Raw genomic sequence first — 24862 nt, 5'->3', positions numbered from 1 at the left:
TCTTCTCAGGAGGAAAACGACCAGAGCCTCGCCTCATATTGACCACCTCGGGCAAAGCCCCGAGGGGTCAAAAGCGTTCACTCGAAACGGGCCTACGTATTCAACTTGAGAATTGTCCAGCCGGCGAGGGGGTCGCGACATCCAGAAACCCACCGACATCGATTCAAGGTCCCGCCGAAGGGACGGGCAGTGGGCGACCAAGTCGCGCATGATACCGTCACTGATAATGTCGGAATGGCTGTTATCCCGGTGATTGTGGAAGCCAAACTTGTTGGCGCGATCGGCGTGTTCGTCGAAGGGGGTTCTCACGACAGTTGCTCCGGATGGAGTGGACGTCGCCGAAAGTATCGCTTGACCTTATGAAGTTAGTGTGATGGGCCGGACTGCCACCAGTGCGGGCATAAGACCGTGAGGAACGCCGCGTGCTTCAAGTGCCTGAACTGTGGGAACAGTATGGGGTGTTCGTGAGGCGGAGGCGCCGGCGCTAACGGCCTTCCAGACGTTGGACGAACCGTTTCGGCGTGTGCCACTCGACGCCTACCCTATGCGCGTTTGAGAAGCCCCGGTCTCCAGACACGACTGGTGCGCGAAGAACGAGGGCGGCGGCAAGAACCGGAACATCGCCCTTGTCGGAAAGGACAGAGGAGGCCTTGGCGATTGCCATTGAATACTCTTCCGCCGCGAGCCAAGTGATCGGAAGGCGTTCGCGGGTGAACCGCCAATCGTCCTCTGAATAGTCGAGTTTCCACTTGAGAGTCCGCTCAAGTTCGCTCTCGATTGTGTCGGTGGCATATAGATCGACAGTGCCGTCCGCTCCTGCCAGAAGCACTAGACCCGGAAACGATTGCGGGGCGTAGAGCGCCGAGAACAAGACGTTCGTGTCGATGACGCCCTTCACTTGACCATGTCCTCGAGGTCGAGCCCTTTGCCCTGCAGTTTCTTCTTGAAGAGTTCGGAGGCTTCGAGAAACCGCGTCTGTCTGTAGTTGCTAAGAAGGCGCGCGAGCAATTCATCCATGTTCTTTGCGCCTTCATCGATCTTGAGCCGCATCAGACGCCTGCGGGTCTGGTCGGAAACGGAAATCGTGGTAACCATCATTGATATATGGAACCATTAAACTATTAAAAGTTGTTGCTGCCCGCCCTAACGCCCTTTCCCATCCGCGAGCTTTGCCGCCCTCTCCACTTCGCCTCTCACGGCGCCCGGAAGGAAGAACGGTAGTATCAATCCGAAGAGGCCCTTCGATTCGATGACGTCCACCGTCTTCGTGTAGTTCGTGCCGCCGACCTCCGTCTCCTCGAAAAGGTGTGCGACGACGGATCTTCCGCTCGGGGTCTTGGTGTCGTGGACAAGCCTGTGCGGGAGTTCGTTGACGTCGACCCGGGCTTCGAACCAAGAGCCTCCGACACGCCAACGCATCTTCGACCCGACCGCGGGCCAGGTCGGGTCCGCCGTCACGTCCGTCACACCAGTGAACCACTTTCCGAGGTTCTTCGGGTCGAGGATGACGGCTGCGGCCTTGTCGGGCGGCGCAGAACATTCGGCGGAGTGCGCGACGAGTTGCATAGGCCACGAGCGTTGGCTTGGCGCTTAACGGTTTGCGAACGATTCGATGGACGCCAATCCATGATGCCAGCTTCGGCCTATCTTGTCATCGCACGACTTTTCTCGCGCATCCATTATATAAGGCGAGCCTCTAACCCAGTTCTGTCATGCGAGTAGCGGTAGTCGATCGCGACCGCTGCCAGCCCAAGAAGTGCAGTTACGAGTGCATACACTTCTGTCCTAGGGTCCGGGCAGGGGTCGTCGAGACCATCTACGCTCCCGAAGCGGGAGCGAAGCCCATCGTCAGCGAAGAGCTCTGCATAGGTTGCAACATCTGTGTGGTGAAGTGCCCGTTCGATGCGATACACATCATCAACCTCCCGGAGGAGCTCAAAGAGGACCTCATCACGCAGTACGGCGAGAACGGGTTCCGCCTGTTTCGCCTTCCCGTCCCCAAGAAGGGGATGGTCGTCGGGTTACTCGGGCCTAACGGGATCGGGAAAACGACCGCGATAAAGATCCTCTCCGGCCAAGAGATCCCCAATCTCGGCGCGTTCGAGATCAAGGCCGTCTGGGATCCGATGCTCGAAAAATACGCCGGCACGGAACTCGGCGATTACTTGAAGCGCGTCGCGGCCGGCAAGGTGAAGGCGGCTTTCAAGCCCCAGTACGTCGACAAGCTGCCAAAAGTTGTCCAAGGGAAAGTGAGCGAGCTCTTGAAGAAGGCCGACGACCGCAAGGTCTTGGACCATGTCGTCGAGGCCTTGGATCTCAAGAAAGCGCTCGGAAGCGACATAGCGACGCTTTCCGGCGGCGAACTCCAACGCGTCGCGATCGCCGCGACGGTCGTCAAAGAGGCCGACGTCTATTTCTTCGACGAACCGTCGTCCTACCTCGACATCTACCAACGCCTCAGGATGGCGAAGCTCATCCGCGAGCTCGCCAAGGAAAAAGCCGTCATCGTCATCGAGCACGACTTGGCGATGCTCGATTTCGTCGCGGACCAGACGCACCTTCTCTACGGTCGTGAAGGTGGCTACGGCATCGTCGCCCTGCCTCGACCGGTGCGAACCGGGATCAACACATATCTCTCCGGTATGCTGAAGGAGGAAAACGTCCGGTTCCGCGACACCGCCATAGAGTTCGAGGTGCATCCGCCACGAAAGGAATGGCAGACATCGACGCTTCTCAAGTTCGATTCGTTGAAAAAGGAACTTGAAGGCTTCACGCTCGAATCCGCGGGCGGCAAGATACGAGAGGGCGAAGTCGTCGGCGTCCTCGGGCCGAACGCCACTGGAAAAACCACGTTCGTGAAGATGCTCGCCGGCGAGATCAAGCCCACGTCGGGAGTGGTCGAGACGAAGGCGCGCGTGAGCTACAAGCCGCAGTACGTGAAGGGCGATTACGAGGGGACGGTGCAGGAGATGCTCTACGTGACCCTCGGGGCCGCCGCGGATTCCAACTTCTTCAAGCACGAGGTCATCCACCCGCTCGGGATGGAGCGCCTCATGGACAAGCAGGTGTCGACGCTGTCGGGTGGCGAATTGCAACGCGCGGCGTGTGCTCTCGCGCTCGGTCGAAGTGCCGATCTATATCTTCTCGACGAGCCCTCCGCCTACCTCGACAGCGAACAACGCATGATCATGGCGAAGACCATCCGTCGCGTGATGGAGAAGACGGGAAAGAGCGCCTTGGTCGTCGATCATGACGTCTATTTCATCGACCTCATCGCGGACAGCCTCATCGTGTTCGGGGGCGAACCGGGAAAACGCGGCGTCTCGGAGGGGCCCTTCGATTTGCGGGAAGGGATGAACAGGTTCCTCAAGGACCTCGGGATAACCTTCAGGCGCGACAGGGAGACGAAGCGCCCTCGCGTGAACAAGGAAGGGTCGAGGCTCGACAGGGAGCAAAAGACGGCGGGCGAGTATTACTACGAGGCCGTCGACGATGGCCAAGAGGAAGAGTAGTCCAGAGTCACGCCCTACGTTGTCGAGGTGCCGGCCGGTCGATCTCATGGGCGTGACCCTTCGCCCTGTTAACCAATCATTAATACCAGGTACCGCGACTCTTATCACAGGATGACATCGAAGAAACCCCCTTCGAGCGCTCCACTCGACAACGCCTCGCTCCGGGACACCGACCTCGTCGGCGCCTCCGTCGATTCGGCCCGCGATTACGCCGAGCTCTTCCAGCTTGTCAAACGCCTCGTGGACAAGGGGCTAGGGAAATCCCGGGCCGGCATCATGCTAGGCCTTGCACGCCTTGGCCTTTCGCCCGAAGGTTTCCTTGGGGGTTATTTCGTGATGGGCTCGAACGCCATCGTCTTGAACAAGGACGTACTCGATTACGTGAAGATCAAGGAGCCGGCACTTCTCAACCCGTACGCGTTCCACGTCCTCCTACACGAATATCTGCACACGCTCGGTTACTTCAGCGAGATGGAGGTCAGACCGCTCACTTACGAACTAAGCGTCAAAGCACTAGGGAATGAGCACCCGGCGACGCTGATAGCCGAGGCCATGCAGCCCGGTGCCCGCGGGGGCAAGGGTCCGGAGCTATTCAGGAAGATCGTCTATCCGCAGTTCGGTTGGGCTCCGGATTTCGAGGCGCCAATCGAGATAGTCAAAGGCTTCGATTCGGACGCGAGCCCGTATATCGCGTGAACCGTTCCGTTTGCCTTTTCACGTGAACTGCGTCCTTCGCTGGAGTTGCTCCTTGCCCACTGATGTGGTTTACGCCGTTACGCGGCCACTAATGTCTTAATAACGAGGGACGAATAGTGTAGCGATGACGCGTGCAGTGGTGGTGGTCGCGCTGTTCGTAGTGTCCAGCCTCTCCGGTTGTGTCGTCATCGACAGGGTGAACGAACTTTTCCAGCAGTGGAACAACAAGCCCGTGGAATTCAGGGACGTCGTCGAGGCGACGATGCAGGGCTCGTTCAACGTGGACCCGAACCGCATAGACCCGACGCGGCCGCCGGGGAGTTCGGACGATGCCGGCGTACGCGATTCACGGACGTTCGAGATCGCCGCTGGAGCGCGCGTGCTTCGGATGACGGTCGACATCGGTTTCGACAACGACGCTCCGACGACGCCGACGCCGCCTCCCGTGCCACCACAGTACGTGAACTTGACGCTTGCAAGCCCGTCGAAGGTCGAGCGAAACAGGCTATACACGGCAGACACGGTCGACAGTTTCTCGACCACGGTCCTCGCCGAGGGCGCGTGGACGGTCTCGCTTGTCGCGGTAGGCGCCGGCAAGTACACGGTCCTCATCGTCGTCGAGGAGCCCGACGCGGCGAGCCCCGTGGGATAGACCTCAGTTTCCGTTGTTTCGCGGTGGGCACGCGCAACAAGGGTTTTCTACCGCCTCACCATCTTGAGCATAATGGCATCCGGGCGAGGCGAGGTCTTCCTACCACTCCTCATCGTCGTCATCGCCGGTTGCGTCCAACCGCAAGAGGGTGGAGACGGCAACGAGACGGCGCAACCCCGTACCGAAGCAGACGCGTTCGTCGATGCCGTGACCGGGACCATCGACTATCAGGCGATCGCCAAGGCGATCGGCGAACCCATCGACCTCCTCCATGATCACCGCGATCCGGCGTTTCACACGGGGGCTTTCAACATCGAGTTCGTTTCATACAACTCCCTCGGCGTCGAACTCGGCGTGAACGGGTTTGCGAACTTCGTCTTCTACGAGGACAATGACGAAAAACTCGCCTTCGTCGCCATCGATGGCGACTCCACAGGCGGGTTTGTCATCGTCGATATCTCTGACCCGTTGCATCTCAGGCCCCTCGGCCGTTACACGATCCAAGGGAACAGCGTCCAAGAGGTCCGCGTGTTTCCCGGCGGAAAGTACGCGGTCATGAACGTGCAGCGCCAACCGAACGCCACCCAATTCGGGGATGTGGAAGGCGGGAAGGATTGCACGATATGTCTCCAGATCGTCGATGTCTCTGACAGGATGAGCCCACAATACGTGAGCGGACTGCCGGTGGAGATCGTCGGCAGCCACAACATGCACATCCAGCAGTACGGAAGCGACATCTATGTGTTCTACGTGGCGCAACCCACATACCAGCCCGGCATCCCCGCGTCGAACCCGCCGGTGGGGAACTACGTGGGGATCGCCCGGTTCGTCGAGGATTCGGGCGGTGCGAGCCTCGTGAAGGTCGCGGAGTACCATCACGCGGATTCGACCGCCGATCAGAAGCGGAGTTTCCCGCACGACGCTTACGTCGCGAAGCATCCCGTTACGGGAAAGGAGGTCCTCTACGTGTCCCACTGGGAGGGCGGGGCGATCACTGTGGACGTGTCCAACCCGCTTGCGCCGATGGAACTCGCGGTCAATAAGGATCCCGCTCCGAGCGAGGTGAGCAACATGCATTGGTTCGCGCCGGAACCGACGGCACGTCCGGACGGGAAGGTCATCGCATGGAGTGCCCCGGAGATCCAGGTCTTGAGAAGCGGTAGCGGTATGATCCGCGCCTACGACGTGACCGATCCGTCGAAGATCATTCAGGTGGGCGTCTGGACGTTACCGGGGAACGTGATCATCCCCGGCCAATTCCTCACGAGTCCACACATCACAGACGTCGATTTCGGACGAAAACTGCTGGCCGTGAGCCATTACCACGCGGGCGTCTGGGTCTTGGACATCAGCGACCCCACGATGCCAAGGGCCCTCGGATACTACATCCCACACGGCGATCCCGAGCATCCGTACGCAGGACCCATCTGGTGGAAGAAACCGAACTTCGATAAGGAAGGATTCATGCCGAACGTTTACCAATCGAGGTGGGACGCGCAGGGAAGGTTGTGGGTGACGGAGCGGGGGACCGGGATGTATGTGTTGAATTACACGGGGCCGACGCCTTCATAAGAAGGCGTGGCCCAGCGGGCGATTAACGGTCGGCCGCTTGGGCCGGTGCCGGCTCAGATTTCGTAGCCTTCGCCTCGCGCGAAGACCCGGGTGACGAGCACGGTCTTGCTCTCAACCGCGTATTGCACGCGGTAGTCACCGACCCGAAGCCGGTACGCTGGCGCCCGTCCCGCTGTTCCATGAAGTCTCCTGATATCAGCTTTCGGTCTCGGCGTAAACGGGTCCTCCTCCAATGTGCGAAGGGCCGCCTTGATCCGAGCCGCTACGTCAGAGGGCAAGTACTCCAGTTCCCGCATCGCCTTTGGGCCGATCAAGATACGGTACGCCATCAGACTTCATCCAGCGGCACGAACTTCTCCCGGTCCTTTAGCCGCCGGTAGTGCTCTTCCATGAATTCTTCGTATTCCACGCGGTCCATTAGCGCCTCGAGGATGTCCTTGTAGTTTTGCCCTTTGAGGCCGAACCGTTTCAGGCGGTCACGGGTGGCGGGTGGAATCTGGATGGAGGTGAGCTTGGGTTTGGGCATCTATGACAGTTATGTGTTGTCGATGATATTTATAGATTTGCCGCTTCAGCTGGAAAGGCCCGTCATAATCAATATTCGTCGAACGGGGGCGCGGCTAGCGACGCAGTTCGTCGACGACCTTCGGAAACGCCCTCGCGAACCTCTTGCACTGCGCCGTCGGCACCGTGAAGCTCACACGAACAAACTTCGGCCCGAACTTCTTCGACACGTAATTCCCGCTTCGGACGAACACTTGGTACTCGTGGAGGAGTTTCTCCTCTACCTTGTCAGGTTCCGCTCCGGTGCCTGAGATGTCGATGCAGAAGAGGTTCGCATTGGAAGGGTATACGGGAAGAGTGGCGCCCTTGACATCTTGCACGCACTCTTTGATGATCTTCTGGTTATCGCGGGCGACTTTCAAGACCTTGTCGAGCCATTTGTCCTTCGTCTCAAGGGCCGCCTTCGCAGCCACCTGGGAGAGTATGTTTGCGCCCAGGACGTTCGTGTCGTAGGGTTTGATCGTCTTCATCGCGTCCGGAGGGGCGACAAGGGCGCCTATCCGGAGGCCAGCGAGGCCGCAGGATTTGCTGAAACTGTAAATGAGGATCGTCTTCTCCGCGTAGAAGTCGGTGGACAAGGTGTGCCTGTACGCGAAGTCGCGGTAGGTCACGTCGTCCACAAGCCACAGATCGTTGGCGCGGGCGATCTCCGCAATCTCGCGCACCTCGCTTTTTGCGTAGCTTGTCCCGAGCGGGTTGAGGGGGTCAATAAGTAGTATCATCCGTGTTTTCGGCGTGATGGCGGCCTTGATTCGCTCGGGCGTCAATCTCCAAGGCGCCTCGTAGATCGGGAGTTCGACGGGTGTTGCACCGGCGAGGCGGATCTGGTCGTGTATCGGCATGAAGCTCGGGTCGCTGCAGATGACCTCATCGCCCGGCTTCAAGAGCGCCCTGTTCATTCCGTAGAGCGCTTCGATCCCTCCGTTCGTCATGGAGGCGTCGAAGGAATCAGGCCTCAGTCCAAGATCCTTGAGGACGAGTTGCGGCAGGTCCGCGAATCCCTTCTTCTGAGGGTACAAATTGTGTTCGCCGTCCTCGAGCGCCTTGATTATCGCGTTCTTGATGCGAGGTGTGGTCGGGATGTTGTTGTTATTCTGGCTCATCCAGACGATGTCCTTGCGCGAGTGGGCGTACTCGAAGTTGTCCATGGGGCGTCACCGGGTGGAAAGGGAGCCGCCCCCCGCCTAAATAGGTTTTCGCGGGAAAGACGGTCAAGCGACTCATGCCCGAGGCTCACGACGTCACTCGGCCGTTCGTTTGAGAAACAGGCGCGCGGACCGGATCATCAGAGCGCTGAAAGTCAGGTTGATCCCCGCCACGAGTATCCCCAATCCAAGGTATCGGGCCCCCGCGCCGTGTAGCCCCATGTCGAAAAGGATCCAAGCGACCGTTGCGGGGACGAAGACGAGAAGCGGTGCGAGATACAGTTCCATACGGACCTTTCGGCGAAGGATCTTGCGGACTTCCGGCGAGGCGAGCGCCACCTTCACTGGCGAGTTCTCTACGGGATCCAGGACGGCACCTCCAAGCGCGTGGGGAAGATGACGTCCGGGTGCGTGAGATCAGCTGCCGTCAAGACACCTAGGGAAGCCAGGACAAGGAGCAGGAACGCAGGGATCATCGGCACGAGGAGGTCGTCGTCGAGGAATTCAGTCCGGTGCCCCTCGCCCGAAACGGCGGCCGCGCCGACAAGAAGACTCAAGAGGGGATGATATCCAGAAAGCCAACAAATCGAGCCCGCAACGACAAGGCCCACAAGCCCGGCGACGCGCCAATCCCTGTTGGCGCGCTTAACCTCGCCCATTATCGGGTCCACGAAGGACCCGATGAGGATGCACGGAACGGCGATCCATTGCGGAAACGCATAGACAAGGATGACCATCGACATGGTGAAGTACAGGTAGCTTCCCACGCGACGCCGTTCGTAATCACGTAGCGCGAAAAGATCCTCGTCGTGGACTGCCCCATTGGCCCGGTAAGCCTCGAGACCGGCCGCCACCATGAGTATCACTCCCGGAAGGTACTGTTTCACGGCGACGAGGAAAGGCGTGTCGGGAAGGAGAAAATATAGCACGGTGATGGAGCCGAAGGCGTGGAAGGCGCGGCGGAACCAATGGGGGTCGAACTCGATCTGGTCCACGGTTTCGGCGGCGCCCTTGAAGGCCCGCTCCACATCGCGTGAGAACCGGTCCACAGCACTCGTTTCAGGGTCGCTGGCCACGCGCATGGATGGCGGTCGCGACTATAAGAGACACGGCCGCTCTACCGAAAAGAGCCTTATGCGGCCGCATCCGATGCAAGGACGCGTGAGAACATGACATTATTGGCCGATTCGAGGATCCGACGCGAACTGCGCCGTCTGCCGGAATGGAAAAAGAAGGGAAGGGCGCTCGTGAGGCGCCTGGAGCACCGTAATTTCCTTCAAGCAATGCGGAACGTGAACAAGATCGCAAAGCTTGCCGAAGAGAAGCAGCACCACCCTGACTTCGCGATCCATTGGAACATCGTGACATTGAAACTATGGAGCCACGACATGGGCGGCATCACGGAACGCGACGTGAGGATGGCGAGGGCCATCAACCGCCTTTTGCCGCCATGACCGCGCCGCGTTCGCTTCGTCCAAGAAGCACTTCCAGCGCAAGACCGCAGGCCATGAAGATCAAGCTCAAAGCGATCGAGAGGCCAAGCGCGCGCTCGCCGACGGCGGCGCGGTCGGTCGCCACCCCGGTCGCGAAAAGGCTCACGAACAGGCCCGCGATGCCGAAGATGAAAGCGTTCCGAAGGAGCGCCATCGTGACAATCTCCTTCTCGCCCGAAAAGACGAGGATGGCGGAAGTGAAGCCGATCGTCCCGACAGCGGCGAAGACGGCCACGAACGCCGGCATCCCGGCCGAGACCAGATTACCTCCGGAGAGCGTTTGTACGGCGAGGAACGGAAGGACCATGAGACCGACGATGAAGCCGAAGACGGCGCCGCGGACGATCCCCGTGAAGATCATGTCCGCCCGGACGTCGCGATAGACGAGGCTCAGGAAGGCGCCGCCCGCGATCCCATAGGCGCCGCCGTAGAGCGCCTCCGGTTTCCAGATCGGCACGATCAGCATCGCGTGGCCGACGAGAAACAGCACCCATCCCGCGAAACCGCACGTCGCTCCGTACATTGCCGCCGTCCGCCGGGAAATGGAGTTGCGTGCCGAAGCCACGGGAGGAGACCCATTCTCATCCGATATATGCCGATTGGAAAGCGTGCGCATTCCCACGATGAACACTACTTAAATATTGGGCTTACTTTCAGGCACCAGTCCGCGTTGTCAGGCGCGCTAGCCCCGCGCCCGACCGACCACATCTTGTGGGGATCGCCTAGCTTGGTAGGGCGCAGGATTGCTAATCCTGTGCGCTCTGCGCTCGGGGGTTCAAATCCCCCTCCCCACGTTCCGCGGGTTGGGTCCCAAACAGTCTCTTCCAAGCCGCGGATGAGAGGACGAAGGAAGTGAGTCCTCGAAATCGAGGAATTGCGAAGCAATTCGGAGTACCTTCCCGCCAAGCGCCGCGCCCACCTTTTTATACGAAAACAAGGATTGGGTGGCGCCGGCTAGGACCGAACTTACGCCGAGGTCGTTGCGTTTGGCTCTCTTCTCGGATTCGCCCTGCGAATCCTCGGGCGCTCGCGCAACTCGCTCGCGCTCGTTGCGCGGCGCCTCACTCGCGCCCTGAGGGGCGCTCGTTCGGGCCCGTGGTCTAGCTGGTTATGACGTCGCCTTGACATGGCGGAGATCACCGGTTCGAATCCGGTCGGGCCCATGAAAGGACGAGTAGTAGCGAGTCCGCTTCATGGGACCCGAGGCCGGAGGCCGAGGGCGAGCGGACGAAGTCCGCGTAGCCGGCCGGATTTGGAGTGGACGAACGCAGTGAGTCCACGAAACTCCGGTCGGGCCCATCCTAATAAGGAAAGGAGGGAAGCCCGCCCCGGGCACACACACGTGGGGCGGGCTTTGATAGGGATGCGCCGACTCGTACTGTCGGCGCGCCTTGGATGCACACTATTGGGATGCACTGTTCATCTTGATCACGCGACCGCGAGGGTGGCGATGGAAGTGGACTCGATCTCCGGCACGGCTTGCATCATGAATGCGTCGAGCGCAGTTTCGAGAGCGCAGGCGCCGTCCACGTTATGGACACATTCCGCGCAGAGGGATTCTGTTTTGCAGAGTAGGGAATCCATTTCTTCCACGGAATCAGGGACGCCGCCGTTTCCTTAAATACCGAAGTCGGGGGGGTCGCCGAAAATATTCGGCGCCACGCAATAAAAATCGGCCGCTCTGCCACGTACGTACTTATACATACATCGTTATCGCGCCTCGCGGGCTTTTCGACCCCTTTCCTTCTACTGGACGCACCAGTTTCAGCCACCCCTCTCCCCTGCAGATATAATACCGCGTCGATACGTGACCGGGACGGGTATCTATGCGAACCCAAGAAGAACTCGCGCCCCACGTAAGGGAAATAATCAGGGCGCTTGAAGACAAACCCCAAGAGACAGAGATTGCGACCGAGCTGGAAAGGTTCATGGAATTCGGCATTCCCCTCCAGCAAGCGAAACGTGAGATCATCAGGAACCACGGGGGCGGCGCCTATGGCGTCCGGCGGACCCTCGATTCCTTGACAGGACCAGAGAACAGCGTCCACCTCTTGGTGAAGATCCTCACCGTGAATCCCAAGGAGGTCACGGTCGCGGGCGAGAAGCGCGCGATATTCTATGGCCTCTTGGGCGACGAGACGCGGGTGCTCCCGTACACGGCCTGGCGCGATTTCCAGTTGGAAAAGGGCGCGGTCGTGAAGGTCCTCAACGCGTACGCGACCGTTTGGCAGGAAGCCCCGCAGATCAACCTCGGGGACAGGACAACGATCGCCCCAAGCGATGAGACGATCACGCCGCCGGAACGCGTCCGTCCCCCGACGGAGCGCAAGGTAGAGCAGCTCGAGAGCGGACTGAACAACGTGTCGATAATCGGGCGCGTGATGGGACTTTTCCAGAAGACGGTCGAATCCAAGGAAGGCACGAAGGGCATCACCTCCGGCGTCTTGGTGGATGAGACGGGTCGTGTCCCCTTCACGGTATGGGGCGCGGTCCAGTTCAAGGACAACGACGTCATACGTGTGCGCGGCGCCTACGTCAAATCCTGGCGGGGAGCTCCGAACCTCAACGTCAATGATGGCAGCGGGATCGAGGTCCTGGAACAGATAGTGCTCCCGGGAATCGACGTCCTTGCCAAGGAACCGACGAGGAGCATCGGCGAGATCGCACGCGTCGGCGGCGCAACAGGCGTCGCGGTCGAGGGCACGCTGCTTGAGATCAAGCAGGGCTCCGGACTCGTTTTCCGTTGCGGCCAGTGCAATCGCGTGCTCCAGAAGCGGGAGTGCCGCGTGCATGGCAAAGTCGATGGCGTCCCGGACCTACGCGTCAAGGGCGTGCTCGACGACGGCACCGGCGTCCTAACGGCGTTCATCGGCCGTCCGCTCACGGAGAAGCTCATCGGACGCACTCTTGACGAGTGCCAGCAGATGGCTCGTGATGCGATGAGCCCCGACGTCATCCAGACGGAGATGATCGCGAAGTTGGCTGCCAAGCCTCTTCGGGTCACCGGCAACGTCACATCCGACGAGTTCGGGTTGATGTTGATCGCCACGGGCGCCGAGCCGCTTTCGATAGTCTCGGCGTCGCTTGCCGACGAGGCACGTTCCATCCTTTCACGGTTGGAGGTGGCGTGATCATGGCGATGCAGCGCGAATTGGCGTGGCGCGTCTTCGCCGGTGAGTACAACGACTCTCGGCACGAGTACAGCACTGGCGAGGAGCGGGCCCCATCGTTCGTCATCACCCCAACGGGTGCCAAGGTGAATCGACTTTTCCTCGTCGGCGTTCTCACGTCGACGGAGAACGTCGGCAAGGAGGGCGACGTCTGGCGGGCGCGCATCTCCGACCCCACGGGCGTGTTCACCGTCTACGCCGGCCAGTACCAGCCGCAAGCGGCGCAGGCGTTGGCGGAGATCAAGGCGCCGGCCATCGTGGCCGTGGTCGGCAAGAGCCGTACTTACACTCCGGACGGGGGAGCCGTGTACGCGTCGGTGAGGCCGGAATTCGTCCGTGTCGTCACGAAGGAAGAGCGGGATCACTGGGTCCTCACGACGGCTAAATCGCTCGCCGAGCGGCTTGAGGCGCTACGCGAGGCGGCGGCCATGGAGAAGCCATCGGTCGACGAGTTGGTGGCACTCGGGTACACGCGTGAGATATCCGAAGGCGTGATCATGGGTCTTGAGAGGTACGGAAAGCTGGAGCTTGACCGTTACGAGGCGATGCTCCAGGATTCGCTTTCCGGTCTCGTGCCGGAACTCGCTGGGCGCCCGCCTTCGGCGAAGCCGCGCCCCATCGCGTCGGCAGCCACCGTCGCGGAGTCGGCGCCATCACCTGTGGCGCCACCTGTCGCGGGGAGCGCTCCGACCGCAGCATCAAAGGGTGCGGCCAAGACGCCGGCGGTGGATCCTGCGCACGAGGACGTGGTCCTTGGCATCGTCGCTGACCTCGAGGAGGGCCGTAACGGAGCGCCTTGGGAGGGACTCATCGAGAAGTCATCGGTGAAGGGCCTGTCCGAGGAACAGGTCGAAGAGGCCATTAACAGCCTGCTCGACAAGGGCCTTCTTTATGAGCCGATCCTCGGTCGGTTGAAGAAGGCGTGATCCGGTAGGCGTCGGAAGCGACTGGTCCAGTCCACAAACGGGGGGCCTTCTCGCCCCCCTTTTCCTTTATCAACTCACCAAGAAGCCTTATTTCCAGACCGTGCCATCGTCGTGCGATGAGATCCGGAGCCGGGGTCGTCGTGGTCCTCTTCCTTGTCGCCGCCACGAGCGGCTGCATCTCGGGCCTCTCGTCCATCAACGTCTTCGGTACGACTCCAGAACTCCCGCCTTACAAGCTCGACGTCGTGCTTGGGAAGGTCGAGACGTTCGAGAAGCTCCAGGACCATTGGCGTGAATGGCAGAATCCGCGGAAAGGGTACGTGTTCGTCGCGGTCACCATCCTGTTTCGTAACGTGGGCGCGGAGGAGATCTACGCGTCGCCGAGGAGCCTCACTTTGAAAGCGGACGACCTCCCGTTCCCGTATGACGAGCGGACGACCGATAACACGCCGGGCGGCGTCTTTCCCGAGTTCCTGGGGAAGGGCGTGACGCGGGCGGGCGTCGCCGTGTTCCAGATCCCTTCGACGGCGAAGGCGACCTTCGTCGAGTACAATGACCCCATCTACGAGGTCCACAGCGGCGCCGAGATTTCCTGAGGTCGTTCAAGAAGCCGGAACGGCCAAGTTCTGGAACAGGATGTAGAGGGTCGACAGGAGGAGAATGCCTACCATGAGTATGGCGAGGACCCTCGCCCAAAGTTGGGCGCGACGTTGGCGTTTGTCCCTCGAAGGATTCCTGCGGGCCACATGGAAGGGAGCGCGATACTTCTAAAATGCTTTTCTCTGAAGTGAACGACGCGTGGACCTTGGAGAATGGTCGTCAGGTATTTCAGCGCCGGCAAAGGTACGGCCGGGTGCTGGCGAACAAGGCAGGCCCAGACGTCAAACGCGCGTCCTTAGGGTGGCACTCCTTTATGCGGGATCGACGATCCATCTCGCGTGCCCCACTTTGTAAGGCCCTTGTGCACGGATTGCGGCGGTTGCGTGGGTGCGTGTCCCATAGCCGCCATCACGTTATGGCGGGCGGATGTGGAAGTCTTGCGCCATTGCACCGAGTGCGACCTTTGCGTCAGGGTCTGCCCGACGGGGGCCTTGGCATCCGTCCACGAGGAACGCGCCGCCCGACCCGTGGGCGCGTAGGGGGCGCCTTGAGGCTTTCTTCTCTCGGCCAGCGACGGGCCGTGGACCTCATCACACGACGTTTCACCGTGCGGCGCAACCTCTTGGCGTTCGACAACGACTGTGCGGCGCTGCCAACGGACGCCCGGCTCTCGGTCTTCACGTCCGACATCGTCACCGAGGGCGTGCACTATCCGGTCGGCGCCGCTGGAGGCGCGTCGACGGCCATCGGCAAGGCCGAGGCGCGGGGTCGCAACAAGCTCGTCGTCGACGGTCGTTCATCGACGATCTCGGGGAAGGGTTGGGAACATTTCACGGCAAGCGAGATATGAGGGACCAGCGATTCATGATCGTGGGCACCGATTCGTTGATCGCCGTCGTAGGCGCTATCCTCCTCGTCGCGGGCATGGGCTACACGTACGTCACGGAAAGCCCGCCGCAGACGGGGAGCTTCCCGGTGACATGGGCCACGCGCGCGATCGACGGACCCGTTCAGGAAGGCCGAACCGATGCCCGAGCGACGTCCCAGGTCTCCGTTCCAGTTACGGTCAAGAACCTCTCCCGTGCGGTTTTCATCCTCGAATGGAGCGATGAGCCGTTGAACGCTGCCGACCCGGACAACCCGAACGATCAGTTCCGCCTGAAAGTCACGAGCCCGGACGGGGCCATGACGAACGAACAGGTGAACTCGCAGGGGACGATCCAGATAATCTTCCCGGAGGTCAATGTCATTCCTGCATCGACTAGCGAGTCGGCCGGGTCGCGCTCCGAAGCCGAATCCAATCTTGCGACGAAATACACCGGGACGCGAGGACTTGGAACCTGGCGCTTGGAGATCGAGGACAGGGAGCCGGGAGACGCGGCCGCACAAGGTGTCACGGTCGTCCAGGACACGGGCAACGGCTGGCGCCTCAGAAGCCAGTTCGTGGTCTACGAACCGGTGTTCTGATCAATCCATCCGTCGCACCAGGAACACTATGACGGCGGCGCCGGCAGCGAGTTCGAAGGTCGCGACGATCGGGATCGCGACACCGCTCGTGAGGATGACGGGTTCGCCCTCGTAGCTCCAGGCGGAAAGGATGCTGTAGGCGGCGCGCGGAGTCTGACGCGTGACGGCCGCGAACCCGTCGGGCGAAACGGACTTGACGATGGTCCCGCCCGACGCCTTGTACGTGCCCACGTCCTTGCCTTCGTCGCCTTTGAGGATCCTGATATCGCCCGTGAGCGTCGCGTACGTGACGCGCGTCCCATCGGGCGAGATCGTCACGGCATCGCGCGCGACGACGGCATCTGCGTCGTGCGTCCACAAGGGGCTTCCCCCCTGGTCGCGCCCAAGGTAATGTATGACGAAAGACGACGGGCGCTCGCCGAGGGCCGCGACCCGTTCTCCGTTGGCCGATATTCCGACCCATCCTATCCCGTCCTCCGATTCGTTGTTCCAAAAGGGCACCGAAGGGTTCGCCTGGAGAAGGTCGAATAGATAGATGTTGCCGAGGTTCCTTTGCGGCGTGCCATCCGTTCCGGAGCCCAAGGGCCGGTCATCTTGGCCCGTCTGGAGACAGCCGACGGCAAGGTAGCGGCCCGTGGCGGACAAGGCCGTCGAGACCGGGGGTCGTTTGACGTCCATGTAGAAGACGGTCCCTTGCGCGGTCCTGATGGCGATCTTCGAATCGCGCGTCCCGGCGGCGACGGTGCCGTTCTTTGCGTCCAAGGTCGAAGCGAGATCGCTCAATTCCAACACCGGAAGGAGGCGCTCGTCCTGTACGCGCGACACCGTTGGCCGGCCCTCGACGTTCAAGCCGGACGAGCTCTGGGTCGCGACGTACACGTCCGGCCCATCGATCGCCACGGCAGAGGGCGCGCTTGACAGGTTGAAGACGGTGAGATTGCTGCCGTCCCGGGCGGAAAGGACAACAAGACGCGGAAGCGGGGACTCGGAGGCGAGTACCACACGCGTCGCCGAGACGGCCACCGACGGGTAATCGCCGTCGAGCTCCGACTGCCAAGTCAGAAGTCCCGTCCCGGAAAACGCCCTCACGGTCGTCACGTTCTCGGCAAAAAGCGTCGTCACCATCAAGCTCCCGTCGGGAGCCGTCGCAAGTGCCATGATCTCGTTCTCCATGCCGACGCCCCACTTCGGGTCGTAGCCCTTGTCCGCGTAGGCAAGCGTTAGAGACGACGCGGCGACTATTGCAAGAAGGAGGAGAACGGACCTGACCTTCAGTGACAGAAAGTCGGACAAGGCGGCCGCAGCCATCGGGGAGCTATCGCCTGCGCCTTATAAGCAATTTCGGAGAGAATAGGGCGTCACGAAAAAAAGCGGCCTGCAGCGACGAATCTCTTTTATTTCCAAAGGACCATCCCGATGTGGTGGTTGGTTGGTAAGATGGGAGGAGAGGCCGCGTGAGCCTCGGATCGTGGCCATTCCCGAATTCGATGGCTACCTGGAATTGTGCATGGACTACTTGGCCCGCCAGATGGTGGTCTACCAGAATTGGCCACAGCATCGCTTCGACGGACGGGGCCTCCGCCGTGAAAAGGTCTTCACGGACATGAACGCTTGACCGCCACCGTAAGAGAAAGGCGTCCTCCGTTTCCTGAAGGGCCGCCAGGTTGGCGGATTCGTCGCGACCAAGACCGCTCGGACGGCGAATAGGGCCCCGGGTCCCCTGGTCACAATGCTCTCCACGCGAGGGGCATAAACCCGGCGGGCCCAACACATCACATGGCCCGAAAACAAGGTGGACGCGATCCTGCCGACGTGTTGTTCGTCCCGTACATCGCGATCCTGGCGTTCGCATTCCAAGGTGCGGTGGCAGGATGGCTGACGCTTCCCGTCTGAGGGTGCCAAGCGTCAACGTTCGGGGATTCCGCGAAGCCCGGACGGAAAAGGGTCCACTCCCATGCGCAGTTACGGGTCACATGTGACCATGAACCCCGGGGAAAAAGGCCCGTTTGTGGGTTTCGGAGGTTCGCACTTCTCTTGGGACTATATCCAAACCCGCGACAGAACGGTTGTATCCGCCGAGGACGCGGGACGGAACCGTCCCCGCTTCCACGAGCGAGGTGTGACCCATGTCGTCGAAAAAGTCCCGCGTCGTGCCGCTCGTCGCCCTTGCCCTGCTCCTTTCGAGCTCACTCGTAGGCCTCGCCGGCGCCGAATCCACGACTAGAAGCGTCGGCGCGATATCGGTCGACGCCGCGGGGAAGGCGCGTGGTGCAAACCTCAACGCCGTCGTGAACGAGGCCGAAGGCATCATCGAATCATATTCGAACGACGCACTTGGGATAGAAGTGTTCGGTTACGTCAAGGTACATGGTTTCGTCCAGACCGACAAGATGGTCGGTGTCGGTAGCTCGCAGCTCATCCTTCGTGGCGAGAACGCCGTCATCTCCATCCAAGACAACATCGTCTCCTTGCTCTCCGTATACGCGGTCGAGGCGACGGATGTCGAATACCGTCTCGGTTCAAGCGTCAAGACGGCAAGCTCCACCGGCCACTCCTTCCCGCTCTACACGCCGGCCGGGCGACCCATCGGTGGGCTGGTCGTCCTTGGGACGGACGGCAAGGCCTCGGCGGGGAGTTTCCTCACCGCGGACTCCGATTCCCGCGTGACGGCGCATCTTGAGCGTGGAAGCGTCTCCGTGTTTCGCGCAAACCCTTCATACGTCCATGACGCGCTCTTCAACGACGCACTCATCGGGATGCTAAGTTCCGGTGGCCTGAAGGCCGAGATCATCTCGGAGCATTCGGCCGGCGCGACCGCAGTCTCGACGATCCAGTACTACGGCAAGGTCGCGACCACGGCCACCGTGGGCGGCGACGGGGTCTACTCCAGCGTGCTGTCCCGGGTAGAAGGCGGGGCGATCGTCGCCTACGACATCGCGTACGAGACCCTTGCGGTCGACGATGCGGACGGTTTCTCCGTCTACGTCGACGGTCAACTTGTGCAACGCGCCTCCTCCCCGGAAACGGTGGCCGCGAGGCTCTCCGCCGGCGAGCCCATGTATTACTCCGCAAAGGCGGAAGGGAGGACGCTGGTCATCGTCTCCACACCGGATTTCAAGGAAGTAGGCGAACACCGCATTTCGATAATCAAATCACATGCCGCGACCGAGAAATCGCGCTCCGAGTCCCAGGCACGAGCCGAGGCCCGCGTGGCCTTGGACTCGGCCGTGAACGGTCTGTACACCTTGAGTTCCGCCGGCAAGGCCATCGGGCGTTTCACCTCCGCCCGGATCGAGGCCGACGCGGGCGAGATCAGGGACGTGGTCCAACTCGAGACGAAGGTCCAATACGTGAACAGCATCCGCGTGGAGGGCTCGCAAGGCCGGCCCGAACGATGGAGTGTTTCGGACTCGTCCGGAAAGAGCCTCCGCCTCGAAGGCCAGGATTCGGCCGTCGTGATGACCGATGACGCCATCGGCACCACGATCATCCAGGCCAAAGGTGAAGCCGTCGCGACGGTCGAACTCGGCCCCGGTGTCTCGGTCTCCGGCGGACAGGACGGCGCCTTCATGTTGAAAGGCCCCAACGGCTACGTGGGCACCGTCGTCGTCGCCCGCCAAGACGCAAGAGCGCCCGACGTGGGTGCCGTCGTCGCAGATTCCAAGGGTCGACTTGTGGCGACCCTACGACCAGGCTACGAACTCATAATGCGATCATCCACCGAGTCCCGCTCGCAGGCGAGCGAGAGCGCGGAAAGTGCCGCCGTCTCCTCCGCAGAGATCGGGGCGCAGGTCGTCGCGGGCGTCGACGTGAACGGGCGCACGACGAGCGGGGTCTCGTTCTTCCAAGGTGTGGCGATCCAAGCGCAGGCGCAGGCCGCGGGCACCTATGATGTCTCTTACCGTGGCGTCAATGGCGCCACCTCGTTCATCTTCGACGGGCGGGCCTCCGCCCTTGCAATGAGGTCGAGATCCGACATCGCAGTGACCGTCGACGGCGTCGCCGCCGTCGCATACACGACGCTCGCGGAGGTGCTGGCCAAGAAGGACTTCGCGGCGTACTCTGTCGAATCAAGCGCCTCCGGGGAGGTCCGCGTCGTCGTGAACACGGTAGAGGCCGACACGAAGCACCTCGTGGAGATCTCAAGCAAGCTCGAAAGCGACGCCCGGGGCGCCTCGCGTGTCGACGCGTTCGGCACTTTCCGGCAATTCTACGATGGAAGCGCCATCGGGAGCTACGTGCGTCTACGCGCCCTCATCGAGAACGGGGTCGTGAGTGATTATGCGCTCATGTCGACCGGGACCTCGGTATTCACCTCGATCAAGATGGGCGCATCGGCCTTCCAATCGGGCGGCGCCGAAGGCGTATCGACGCTGGTCCTTGAGAACCGTGAGACCGTGTCGGAGATCGCCGACACGACGGCAGCGTGGATCAAGGTCGTCGCCAAAAACGAAGCGGAGGTCACTTTCAGCCTCGCGCCCCAGATTGTGGCGACCCAGACGTCGAGTTCCGTGGTGGTGCTCGACGGCCCCGACGGGTTCATCGGTTCGATAATAGTCACCGATGTCGAGGGACGGGCGGCCACCGGCTCGGACATCAAGGCGGACGAGCGGTCCAGGTTCGTGCACGCAACGCTCGGGAACGGCGCCCAACTGATATTCAAGACGCACGCCGGGATAGAGACCGAGCTCTCCGACCAGCAACGCGACCTGATGAACAAGGCGATCGCCGCCGGTCGCGTCGGTGGCCAGGTCGTGGTGCAGACTAAGGCTTCGCTCGCCGCAGTGCTGGAGAATGCCGGCGATTCCGCGGCCTCCGCGTCACAGCGCGCCGGGGCGAAGGCCCAAAGCCTCATCGGTGCGGCATCCCGCGAATCGGGCTCGATCACCACGTCGATGACCGCCGCATACTACAACGACGTCCAGATCGTCACGGCCGCGACGAGGGACCGCGTCGACATAACGGCCTCCTCAGCGGTGCATGCCGGTAAGACGATCATCGTGTCGCTCGATTCCGAGACCATCCCCACCCTGGCACAAGGCCAGGCCGAGATCCTCGTCGATGGGGAGGCGGCCGCACAAGCCGACTCCTACGCGGACGTCCTGAATCCTGGCGACGATGGCGGTCGCAACGAGTACTTCGTCCTTGCCGGCGAGGCGGGGACGCAGGTGCTCATCTCGATTTCGCACTTCAGCACGCGGACGGTCACTTTGAAGTCACAAGACGCCACGGGCTCGCCGGTGTTCATGTATGCAACCATGTTTCTCGGCGTACTTGTGGCGGCGCAATCAGTGATGATGTGGAGAAAAAAGCGGTAGAGAGATCGACCCTTTAGGGGGAACACACCAATGGAAGACACGAAGACAAAAGACGTAAGTGCACCGGACTGGGGACTCTTCTACAACGAGAAGAAGGATCTCTCGCAGAGGAAAAGCATCAAGGTGAAGCTGCCGATCCGGCAGCACATCAAGCTTCACGCCTTGAAGCTCTTCACGGAGAGCAACATCTCCAAGACCGTCGAAGCGGCGCTCGACACGTACTTCGACAAGATGCAGGCCGACCGCGAGAAGATGGGCGTCGGCCCCATCCCGGAACCGAATATTTCCGGCCTTGAACTCGGCGACGACGTCGAGTGATCGAAGGACGGTCGCGGGGGCCGCTCCATTGCGGCCCTCACGCTTCTCCTACCATGCATGGGGCGCGAAGTTGACGGGGCACGGGCTCTTGGCCCCGCGTGAGCGTGCCCTTCACAGTTTTCGTTTCACTTTGTCCTTGAGCCCGTCGATAACGTTCTTGGGCCGTTCCACGCCGTCGAGGTCCGCCAGCTTCTCGAAAAGCGCCCTTGCCTCCTTGGAGAGGCGTTTCGGGACCTCGACCTCGAAGCGCACGTAGAGGTCGCCGCGGCCTCTTTCGTTCACCGAGGGCAACCCTGCGCCGGATATGCGGAAAACGTCCCCGGGTTGGGTCCCGGGCGCGAACGTGACCTTCTCGACGCTGTCCAACGTCCGGACCTCGATCGTGTCCCCGAGGGCGGCCTGCGCAACTGTTATCCTCGCATCGACGCGTAGGTCGCGTCCATCCCGTAGGAACTGCGGGTCCGCTCTGATCCTAAGATGCACGAAGACGTCGCCTGCGGGGGCGCCAGGCTCTCCCGCCTCCCCTTCGCCGCGGATACGTAGCACCATGCCGTCCTCCACACCGGCCGGGACCTTGGCCGTGATCACACGCTCGTGGCGGGCGCTTCCACGGCCGCGGCAGGTCTTGCATCCGCGCTCCACGGTCTTTCCCCGGCCGCGGCATTGGCCGCAGACGGATTGGGTCGCGAACTGGGCGAAGCCCATCCTCTGCACACGACGGAACACCCCGGTCCCGCCGCAGGATGTGCAGGTGCGTAACGCCGTCCCATTCTCCGCACCGGTGCCGTGGCAGTCGTCGCAGTTCTCGGCGCGCGCAATGGTCACCTTCTTCTCCGTCCCCTTGAGCACTTCTTCTAGCCTGACGTCCGTTTCTAGTTCTATGTCGCGACCGCGGCGTGCTCCCCGTTCAGTGTCGTCGAACCCGAATGGTGAGCCACCGAAGAACATGCGAAAGACGCGGTCGAAGTCACCGACGCCTATGTCTTGGAACGGACTGAAGTCGGCGCCTCGGAAGATGTCCTCTTCGGAGAATCGGCCATCGATCCCGGCGTGGCCGTACTGGTCGTAGAGGCGCCTTTTCTCGCCGTCGGAAAGGACCGCGTACGCCTCGCTGATCTCTTTGAAGCGGTCGGCCGCTTCGGGCGTTTTGTTCCTGTCAGGGTGCCATTGGAGCACAAGCTTTCGGTAAGCCTTCTTCAGCTCATCGGGCGAAGCACCTTTGGCGACGCCGAGGACCTCGTAATAGTCGCGCGTCGTCGTCATTTCGGGGCCTCAAACCGCAGGAGACGATTAACCCTTGCCGCCTTCCTTGTCCGACACTTCATACTCCACGTCGATGGAGTTCTTGCCCTTGCCCTTCTTGGTGCGGGTCGTCGTGGTCGCGTCCTCGCCTCCTCCCCGCGCGTTCCCTGGGTCGGCGTGGGAGGTTTCTTCGTGAGCGTGGCCGCTTGGGGAGGATCCGGGCCCCGAGGGCGCGCCCGCGCCTTCGGCCCGTTGGGCCTCTTGGTAGATGGCCGCGCCGATCTCTTGCGAGACCGTCAATAGCCTGTCCGTCTTGGTCTTTATCTCTGAAACGTCAGTTCCCTGGAGGGCGGCTCTCAACTCGGCCGCGGCGTCCTCGACCTTCTTCTTCACATCGACGGGCACCTTGTCTCCGAGCTCCTTAAGCGTCTTCTCCGTGGACCAGACGAGCGCGTCCGCGTGGTTACGCACCTCGACCTCTTCCACCCGTTTCTTGTCCTCCGACTCGAAGCGCTTGGCCTCGTCCTCCATCCTCTTGATCTCGCTTTCCGAGAGTTTCACGGTGTCCGTTATCCGGATGCTCTGGGAGCGCTCGGTCCCGAGGTCTTTGGCGGCCACGTGGACGATGCCGTTCACGTCGATGTCGAACGCGACCTCTATCTGCGGCATTCCGCGTGGCGCCGGCGGTAGCCCGTCAAGGTGGAACCGGCCAAGGCTCTTGTTCCCCGCGGCCATCGGCCGCTCGCCTTGGAGGACGTGGATCTCCACGGACGTCTGGCCGTCGGCGGCGGTGCTGAAGACCTTGCTCTTTTTCACGGGGATTGTTGTGTTGCGGTCGATGAGTTTCGTCAGCACCCCGCCAAGGGTCTCGATCCCGAGCGACAGGGGTGTCACGTCGAGTAGCACGAGGTCCTTCACTTCGCCGGTGATGACGCCTCCTTGGATGGCCGCGCCCAAGGCGACGGCCTCGTCCGGGTTGACGCTCCGGTCCGCCTCCTTCCCGGTGACGCGTTTGATCAATTCCCCAACGGCGGGTATGCGCGTCGAACCGCCGACGAACAGGATGCGGTCGAGGTCGGAGTATGACATCCCCGCGTCCTTGATCGCCCGTTCCATGGGCGGCACGCACCTTTGGAGGATGTCGTCGATGAGGGACTCGAACTTGGATCTTGAAAGCTCCAGGTCGATGTGCTTCGGGCCGTCTTTGCCCTGCGCTATGTAGGGGATGTTGATGTTAACCGATTTGAGGGTCGAAAGCTCGATCTTCGCCTTCTCGCAGGTCTCCTTGAGGCGCTGCTGGGCGGTACGGTCGCTTGTGAGGTCGATCCCCGCCGATTTCTTGAACTCGCTGGTGACCCAGTCCATGAGCCGGAGGTCGATGTCGTCGCCCCCGAGGAACGTGTCCCCGCTCGTGGATTTGACATCGAAGACACCTTCGCCCATCTCGAGGATGGAGACGTCGAGCGTGCCGCCGCCGAAGTCGAACACCATGATGGTCTCGTCGCCCTTCTTGTCGGCGCCGAACGCAAGCGAAGCGGCGGTGGGTTCGTTGATGATGCGTAGGACCTCGAGACCGGCGATGCGGCCCGCGTCCTTGGTCGCCTGCCGTTGATTGTCGTCGAAGTAGGCTGGGACGGTGATGACGGCTTTCGTCACGGGTTCGCCGAGGAACGCTTCTGCGTCCTTTTTCAGTTTTTGGAGGATGTAGGCGCTGATCTGGGGCGGCGTGTAGTCCTTGTCGCCTATGCGGACCTTGTGGTCGGTGCCCATCTTGCGCTTGATCGACATGACGGTGCGGTCCGGATTGACGATGGCCTGCCGACGCGCCGTGGCGCCGACGAGGAGTTCCCCGTCTTTTGTGAAAGCGACGACCGAGGGCGTTGTGCGTTGGCCCTCTACGTTGTGGACTATCTCGGACTTGCCGCCAGAGAGATAGGCCATTGCCGAGAACGTGGTGCCGAGATCGATGCCGATGACTTTGCTCAAATTAACACCGTGAAAACGGAGTAAGTGGGCGCTTCTATATAGGGGTATCGGTGCCCTGTTCCGAGACTGTCAAGTTAACCCCATCTTCATGTTGTGAAATCCCCCGAACGCTTCGCCCCACCGGAGCAGACTCGCCACAGTCGAGCGGTGGGGGAAGTATTCCAGGAATACGCGGTACCGGCGATCCATCGGGCTGAAGTA

At 61.4% G+C, this 24862-nt stretch carries 27 protein-coding genes and 2 tRNA genes; 16 read left to right on the top strand and 13 right to left on the bottom strand.

The window, feature by feature from the left end; genetic code table 11:
• Positions 1 to 484: 484 nt before the first annotated feature.
• The 3 genes from HY556_06270 to HY556_06260 are packed head-to-tail and all read right to left on the bottom strand — an operon-like array spanning position 485 to position 1566.
• Positions 485 to 898 carry a PIN domain-containing protein gene (locus HY556_06270; GenBank protein MBI4393383.1) on the bottom strand — a complete coding sequence of 138 codons (414 nt, stop codon included), beginning with the start codon at positions 896 to 898 and terminating at the stop codon, positions 485 to 487.
• Positions 895 to 1098, bottom strand: coding sequence for a hypothetical protein (locus HY556_06265; GenBank protein MBI4393382.1), 204 nt, complete (start codon positions 1096 to 1098; stop codon positions 895 to 897). The genes HY556_06270 and HY556_06265 overlap by 4 nt, the downstream gene beginning before the upstream one ends.
• Positions 1099 to 1143: 45 nt before the next feature.
• Complete coding sequence (locus HY556_06260; GenBank protein ID MBI4393381.1) at positions 1144 to 1566, bottom strand: SRPBCC family protein; 423 nt, start codon at positions 1564 to 1566, stop codon at positions 1144 to 1146.
• Between the two features lie 146 nt (positions 1567 to 1712).
• Here HY556_06260 and HY556_06255 point away from each other — a divergent pair, with 146 nt between their 5' ends.
• The 4 genes from HY556_06255 (at position 1713) to HY556_06240 (ending at position 6432) form a co-directional block, all read left to right on the top strand.
• Positions 1713 to 3512 carry a ribosome biogenesis/translation initiation ATPase RLI gene (locus HY556_06255; GenBank protein MBI4393380.1) on the top strand — a complete coding sequence of 600 codons (1800 nt, stop codon included), beginning with the start codon at positions 1713 to 1715 and terminating at the stop codon, positions 3510 to 3512.
• Positions 3513 to 3623: 111 nt separating this feature from the next.
• Positions 3624 to 4208, top strand: coding sequence for a hypothetical protein (locus HY556_06250; GenBank protein MBI4393379.1), 585 nt, complete (start codon positions 3624 to 3626; stop codon positions 4206 to 4208).
• A gap of 124 nt (positions 4209 to 4332) precedes the next feature.
• Positions 4333 to 4860 (top strand): hypothetical protein, encoded by a 528-nt coding sequence (locus HY556_06245; protein ID MBI4393378.1) that lies wholly within the window; start codon positions 4333 to 4335, stop codon positions 4858 to 4860.
• 72 nt (positions 4861 to 4932) lie between these two features.
• Positions 4933 to 6432: a hypothetical protein gene (locus tag HY556_06240; GenBank protein MBI4393377.1), complete on the top strand. Its 1500-nt coding sequence runs from the start codon at positions 4933 to 4935 to the stop codon at positions 6430 to 6432.
• A gap of 53 nt (positions 6433 to 6485) precedes the next feature.
• Here HY556_06240 and HY556_06235 read toward each other — a convergent pair whose 3' ends face one another.
• From HY556_06235 to HY556_06215, 5 genes are all read right to left on the bottom strand, one after another.
• The gene (locus HY556_06235) at positions 6486 to 6761 is read right to left on the bottom strand and encodes a type II toxin-antitoxin system RelE/ParE family toxin (GenBank protein ID MBI4393376.1); all 276 of its coding nucleotides are present in this window, start codon (positions 6759 to 6761) and stop codon (positions 6486 to 6488) included.
• The gene (locus HY556_06230; GenBank protein ID MBI4393375.1) at positions 6761 to 6958 is read right to left on the bottom strand and encodes a hypothetical protein; all 198 of its coding nucleotides are present in this window, start codon (positions 6956 to 6958) and stop codon (positions 6761 to 6763) included. Before HY556_06230 ends, HY556_06235 begins: the two co-directional genes overlap by 1 nt.
• Before the next feature lie 94 nt (positions 6959 to 7052).
• Positions 7053 to 8144: a pyridoxal phosphate-dependent aminotransferase gene (locus tag HY556_06225; protein MBI4393374.1), complete on the bottom strand. Its 1092-nt coding sequence runs from the start codon at positions 8142 to 8144 to the stop codon at positions 7053 to 7055.
• A gap of 93 nt (positions 8145 to 8237) precedes the next feature.
• Positions 8238 to 8486, bottom strand: coding sequence for a hypothetical protein (locus HY556_06220; protein MBI4393373.1), 249 nt, complete (start codon positions 8484 to 8486; stop codon positions 8238 to 8240).
• 11 nt (positions 8487 to 8497) lie between these two features.
• The gene (locus HY556_06215; GenBank protein ID MBI4393372.1) at positions 8498 to 9217 is read right to left on the bottom strand and encodes a hypothetical protein; all 720 of its coding nucleotides are present in this window, start codon (positions 9215 to 9217) and stop codon (positions 8498 to 8500) included.
• A gap of 93 nt (positions 9218 to 9310) precedes the next feature.
• On the opposite strand from HY556_06215, the gene HY556_06210 reads away from it, so the two are divergent.
• A complete protein-coding gene (locus HY556_06210; GenBank protein MBI4393371.1) occupies positions 9311 to 9595 on the top strand; it encodes a 4a-hydroxytetrahydrobiopterin dehydratase in 285 nt (94 codons plus the stop codon).
• Here the strand turns inward: HY556_06210 and HY556_06205 are convergent.
• Positions 9573 to 10199, bottom strand: a complete 627-nt coding sequence (locus HY556_06205) for a hypothetical protein (protein ID MBI4393370.1) — start codon at positions 10197 to 10199, stop codon at positions 9573 to 9575. The two genes, HY556_06210 and HY556_06205, sit on opposite strands and share 23 nt — an antisense overlap.
• A 146-nt stretch (positions 10200 to 10345) precedes the next feature.
• On the opposite strand from HY556_06205, the gene HY556_06200 reads away from it, so the two are divergent.
• Positions 10346 to 10428: transfer RNA gene (locus tag HY556_06200), tRNA-Ser, on the top strand.
• 295 nt (positions 10429 to 10723) lie between these two features.
• Positions 10724 to 10797, top strand: a tRNA-Val gene (locus HY556_06195).
• On the opposite strand, the gene HY556_06190 is transcribed toward HY556_06195, so the two are convergent.
• A complete protein-coding gene (locus HY556_06190; GenBank protein MBI4393369.1) occupies positions 10771 to 10914 on the bottom strand; it encodes a hypothetical protein in 144 nt (47 codons plus the stop codon). The two genes, HY556_06195 and HY556_06190, sit on opposite strands and share 27 nt — an antisense overlap.
• Before the next feature lie 546 nt (positions 10915 to 11460).
• Here HY556_06190 and HY556_06185 point away from each other — a divergent pair.
• The 6 genes from HY556_06185 (at position 11461) to HY556_06160 (ending at position 15797) form a co-directional block, all read left to right on the top strand.
• A complete protein-coding gene (locus HY556_06185; GenBank protein MBI4393368.1) occupies positions 11461 to 12765 on the top strand; it encodes a hypothetical protein in 1305 nt (434 codons plus the stop codon).
• 2 nt (positions 12766 to 12767) lie between these two features.
• Positions 12768 to 13730: a hypothetical protein gene (locus HY556_06180; protein ID MBI4393367.1), complete on the top strand. Its 963-nt coding sequence runs from the start codon at positions 12768 to 12770 to the stop codon at positions 13728 to 13730.
• Positions 13731 to 13846: 116 nt separating this feature from the next.
• The gene (locus tag HY556_06175; GenBank protein ID MBI4393366.1) at positions 13847 to 14326 is read left to right on the top strand and encodes a DUF4352 domain-containing protein; all 480 of its coding nucleotides are present in this window, start codon (positions 13847 to 13849) and stop codon (positions 14324 to 14326) included.
• A gap of 342 nt (positions 14327 to 14668) precedes the next feature.
• Positions 14669 to 14869, top strand: a complete 201-nt coding sequence (locus HY556_06170) for a 4Fe-4S binding protein (GenBank protein ID MBI4393365.1) — start codon at positions 14669 to 14671, stop codon at positions 14867 to 14869.
• An 8-nt stretch (positions 14870 to 14877) separates the two neighbouring features.
• Positions 14878 to 15180, top strand: coding sequence for a hypothetical protein (locus HY556_06165; GenBank protein ID MBI4393364.1), 303 nt, complete (start codon positions 14878 to 14880; stop codon positions 15178 to 15180).
• 20 nt (positions 15181 to 15200) lie between these two features.
• A complete protein-coding gene (locus HY556_06160) occupies positions 15201 to 15797 on the top strand; it encodes a hypothetical protein (protein MBI4393363.1) in 597 nt (198 codons plus the stop codon).
• Here HY556_06160 and HY556_06155 read toward each other — a convergent pair whose 3' ends face one another.
• Entirely contained in the window at positions 15798 to 17105 is a 1308-nt protein-coding gene (locus HY556_06155; GenBank protein MBI4393362.1) for a hypothetical protein, read from the bottom strand.
• 160 nt (positions 17106 to 17265) lie between these two features.
• Here HY556_06155 and HY556_06150 point away from each other — a divergent pair, with 160 nt between their 5' ends.
• The 3 genes from HY556_06150 to HY556_06140 all read left to right on the top strand — a co-directional run bounded on the left by HY556_06150 (position 17266) and on the right by HY556_06140 (position 21433).
• Positions 17266 to 17412, top strand: a complete 147-nt coding sequence (locus HY556_06150; protein ID MBI4393361.1) for a hypothetical protein — start codon at positions 17266 to 17268, stop codon at positions 17410 to 17412.
• A gap of 511 nt (positions 17413 to 17923) precedes the next feature.
• The gene (locus HY556_06145; GenBank protein MBI4393360.1) at positions 17924 to 21115 is read left to right on the top strand and encodes a hypothetical protein; all 3192 of its coding nucleotides are present in this window, start codon (positions 17924 to 17926) and stop codon (positions 21113 to 21115) included.
• A 30-nt stretch (positions 21116 to 21145) separates the two neighbouring features.
• Positions 21146 to 21433 (top strand): hypothetical protein, encoded by a 288-nt coding sequence (locus HY556_06140; GenBank protein MBI4393359.1) that lies wholly within the window; start codon positions 21146 to 21148, stop codon positions 21431 to 21433.
• 111 nt (positions 21434 to 21544) lie between these two features.
• On the opposite strand, the gene dnaJ is transcribed toward HY556_06140, so the two are convergent.
• Entirely contained in the window at positions 21545 to 22696 is a 1152-nt protein-coding gene (gene dnaJ / locus HY556_06135; GenBank protein MBI4393358.1) for a molecular chaperone DnaJ, read from the bottom strand.
• A gap of 27 nt (positions 22697 to 22723) precedes the next feature.
• A complete protein-coding gene (gene dnaK / locus HY556_06130; protein ID MBI4393357.1) occupies positions 22724 to 24661 on the bottom strand; it encodes a molecular chaperone DnaK in 1938 nt (645 codons plus the stop codon).
• Between the last annotated feature and the right edge of the window lie 201 nt (positions 24662 to 24862).

The organism is Euryarchaeota archaeon (genome assembly GCA_016207515.1).
Lineage (GTDB): Archaea > Thermoplasmatota > SW-10-69-26 > JACQPN01 > JACQPN01 > JACQPN01.
This window is presented reverse-complemented; position numbering and strand designations above follow the sequence as displayed.

Excerpts from the sequence above, each read along its gene's own strand:
- HY556_06265 (MBI4393382.1), bottom strand. The coding sequence starts at position 1,098 with ATGATGGTTACCACGATTTCCGTTTCCGACCAGACCCGCAGGCGTCTG.
- HY556_06260 (MBI4393381.1), bottom strand. The coding sequence starts at position 1,566 with ATGCAACTCGTCGCGCACTCCGCCGAATGTTCTGCGCCGCCCGACAAG.
- HY556_06255 (MBI4393380.1), top strand. The coding sequence starts at position 1,713 with ATGCGAGTAGCGGTAGTCGATCGCGACCGCTGCCAGCCCAAGAAGTGC.
- HY556_06250 (MBI4393379.1), top strand. The coding sequence starts at position 3,624 with ATGACATCGAAGAAACCCCCTTCGAGCGCTCCACTCGACAACGCCTCG.
- HY556_06245 (MBI4393378.1), top strand. The coding sequence starts at position 4,333 with ATGACGCGTGCAGTGGTGGTGGTCGCGCTGTTCGTAGTGTCCAGCCTC.
- HY556_06240 (MBI4393377.1), top strand. The coding sequence starts at position 4,933 with ATGGCATCCGGGCGAGGCGAGGTCTTCCTACCACTCCTCATCGTCGTC.
- HY556_06235 (MBI4393376.1), bottom strand. The coding sequence starts at position 6,761 with ATGGCGTACCGTATCTTGATCGGCCCAAAGGCGATGCGGGAACTGGAG.
- HY556_06230 (MBI4393375.1), bottom strand. The coding sequence starts at position 6,958 with ATGCCCAAACCCAAGCTCACCTCCATCCAGATTCCACCCGCCACCCGT.
- HY556_06225 (MBI4393374.1), bottom strand. The coding sequence starts at position 8,144 with ATGGACAACTTCGAGTACGCCCACTCGCGCAAGGACATCGTCTGGATG.
- HY556_06210 (MBI4393371.1), top strand. The coding sequence starts at position 9,311 with ATGACATTATTGGCCGATTCGAGGATCCGACGCGAACTGCGCCGTCTG.
- HY556_06185 (MBI4393368.1), top strand. The coding sequence starts at position 11,461 with ATGCGAACCCAAGAAGAACTCGCGCCCCACGTAAGGGAAATAATCAGG.
- HY556_06180 (MBI4393367.1), top strand. The coding sequence starts at position 12,768 with ATGGCGATGCAGCGCGAATTGGCGTGGCGCGTCTTCGCCGGTGAGTAC.
- HY556_06175 (MBI4393366.1), top strand. The coding sequence starts at position 13,847 with ATGAGATCCGGAGCCGGGGTCGTCGTGGTCCTCTTCCTTGTCGCCGCC.
- HY556_06155 (MBI4393362.1), bottom strand. The coding sequence starts at position 17,105 with ATGGCTGCGGCCGCCTTGTCCGACTTTCTGTCACTGAAGGTCAGGTCC.
- HY556_06145 (MBI4393360.1), top strand. The coding sequence starts at position 17,924 with ATGTCGTCGAAAAAGTCCCGCGTCGTGCCGCTCGTCGCCCTTGCCCTG.
- HY556_06140 (MBI4393359.1), top strand. The coding sequence starts at position 21,146 with ATGGAAGACACGAAGACAAAAGACGTAAGTGCACCGGACTGGGGACTC.
- dnaJ (MBI4393358.1), bottom strand. The coding sequence starts at position 22,696 with ATGACGACGACGCGCGACTATTACGAGGTCCTCGGCGTCGCCAAAGGT.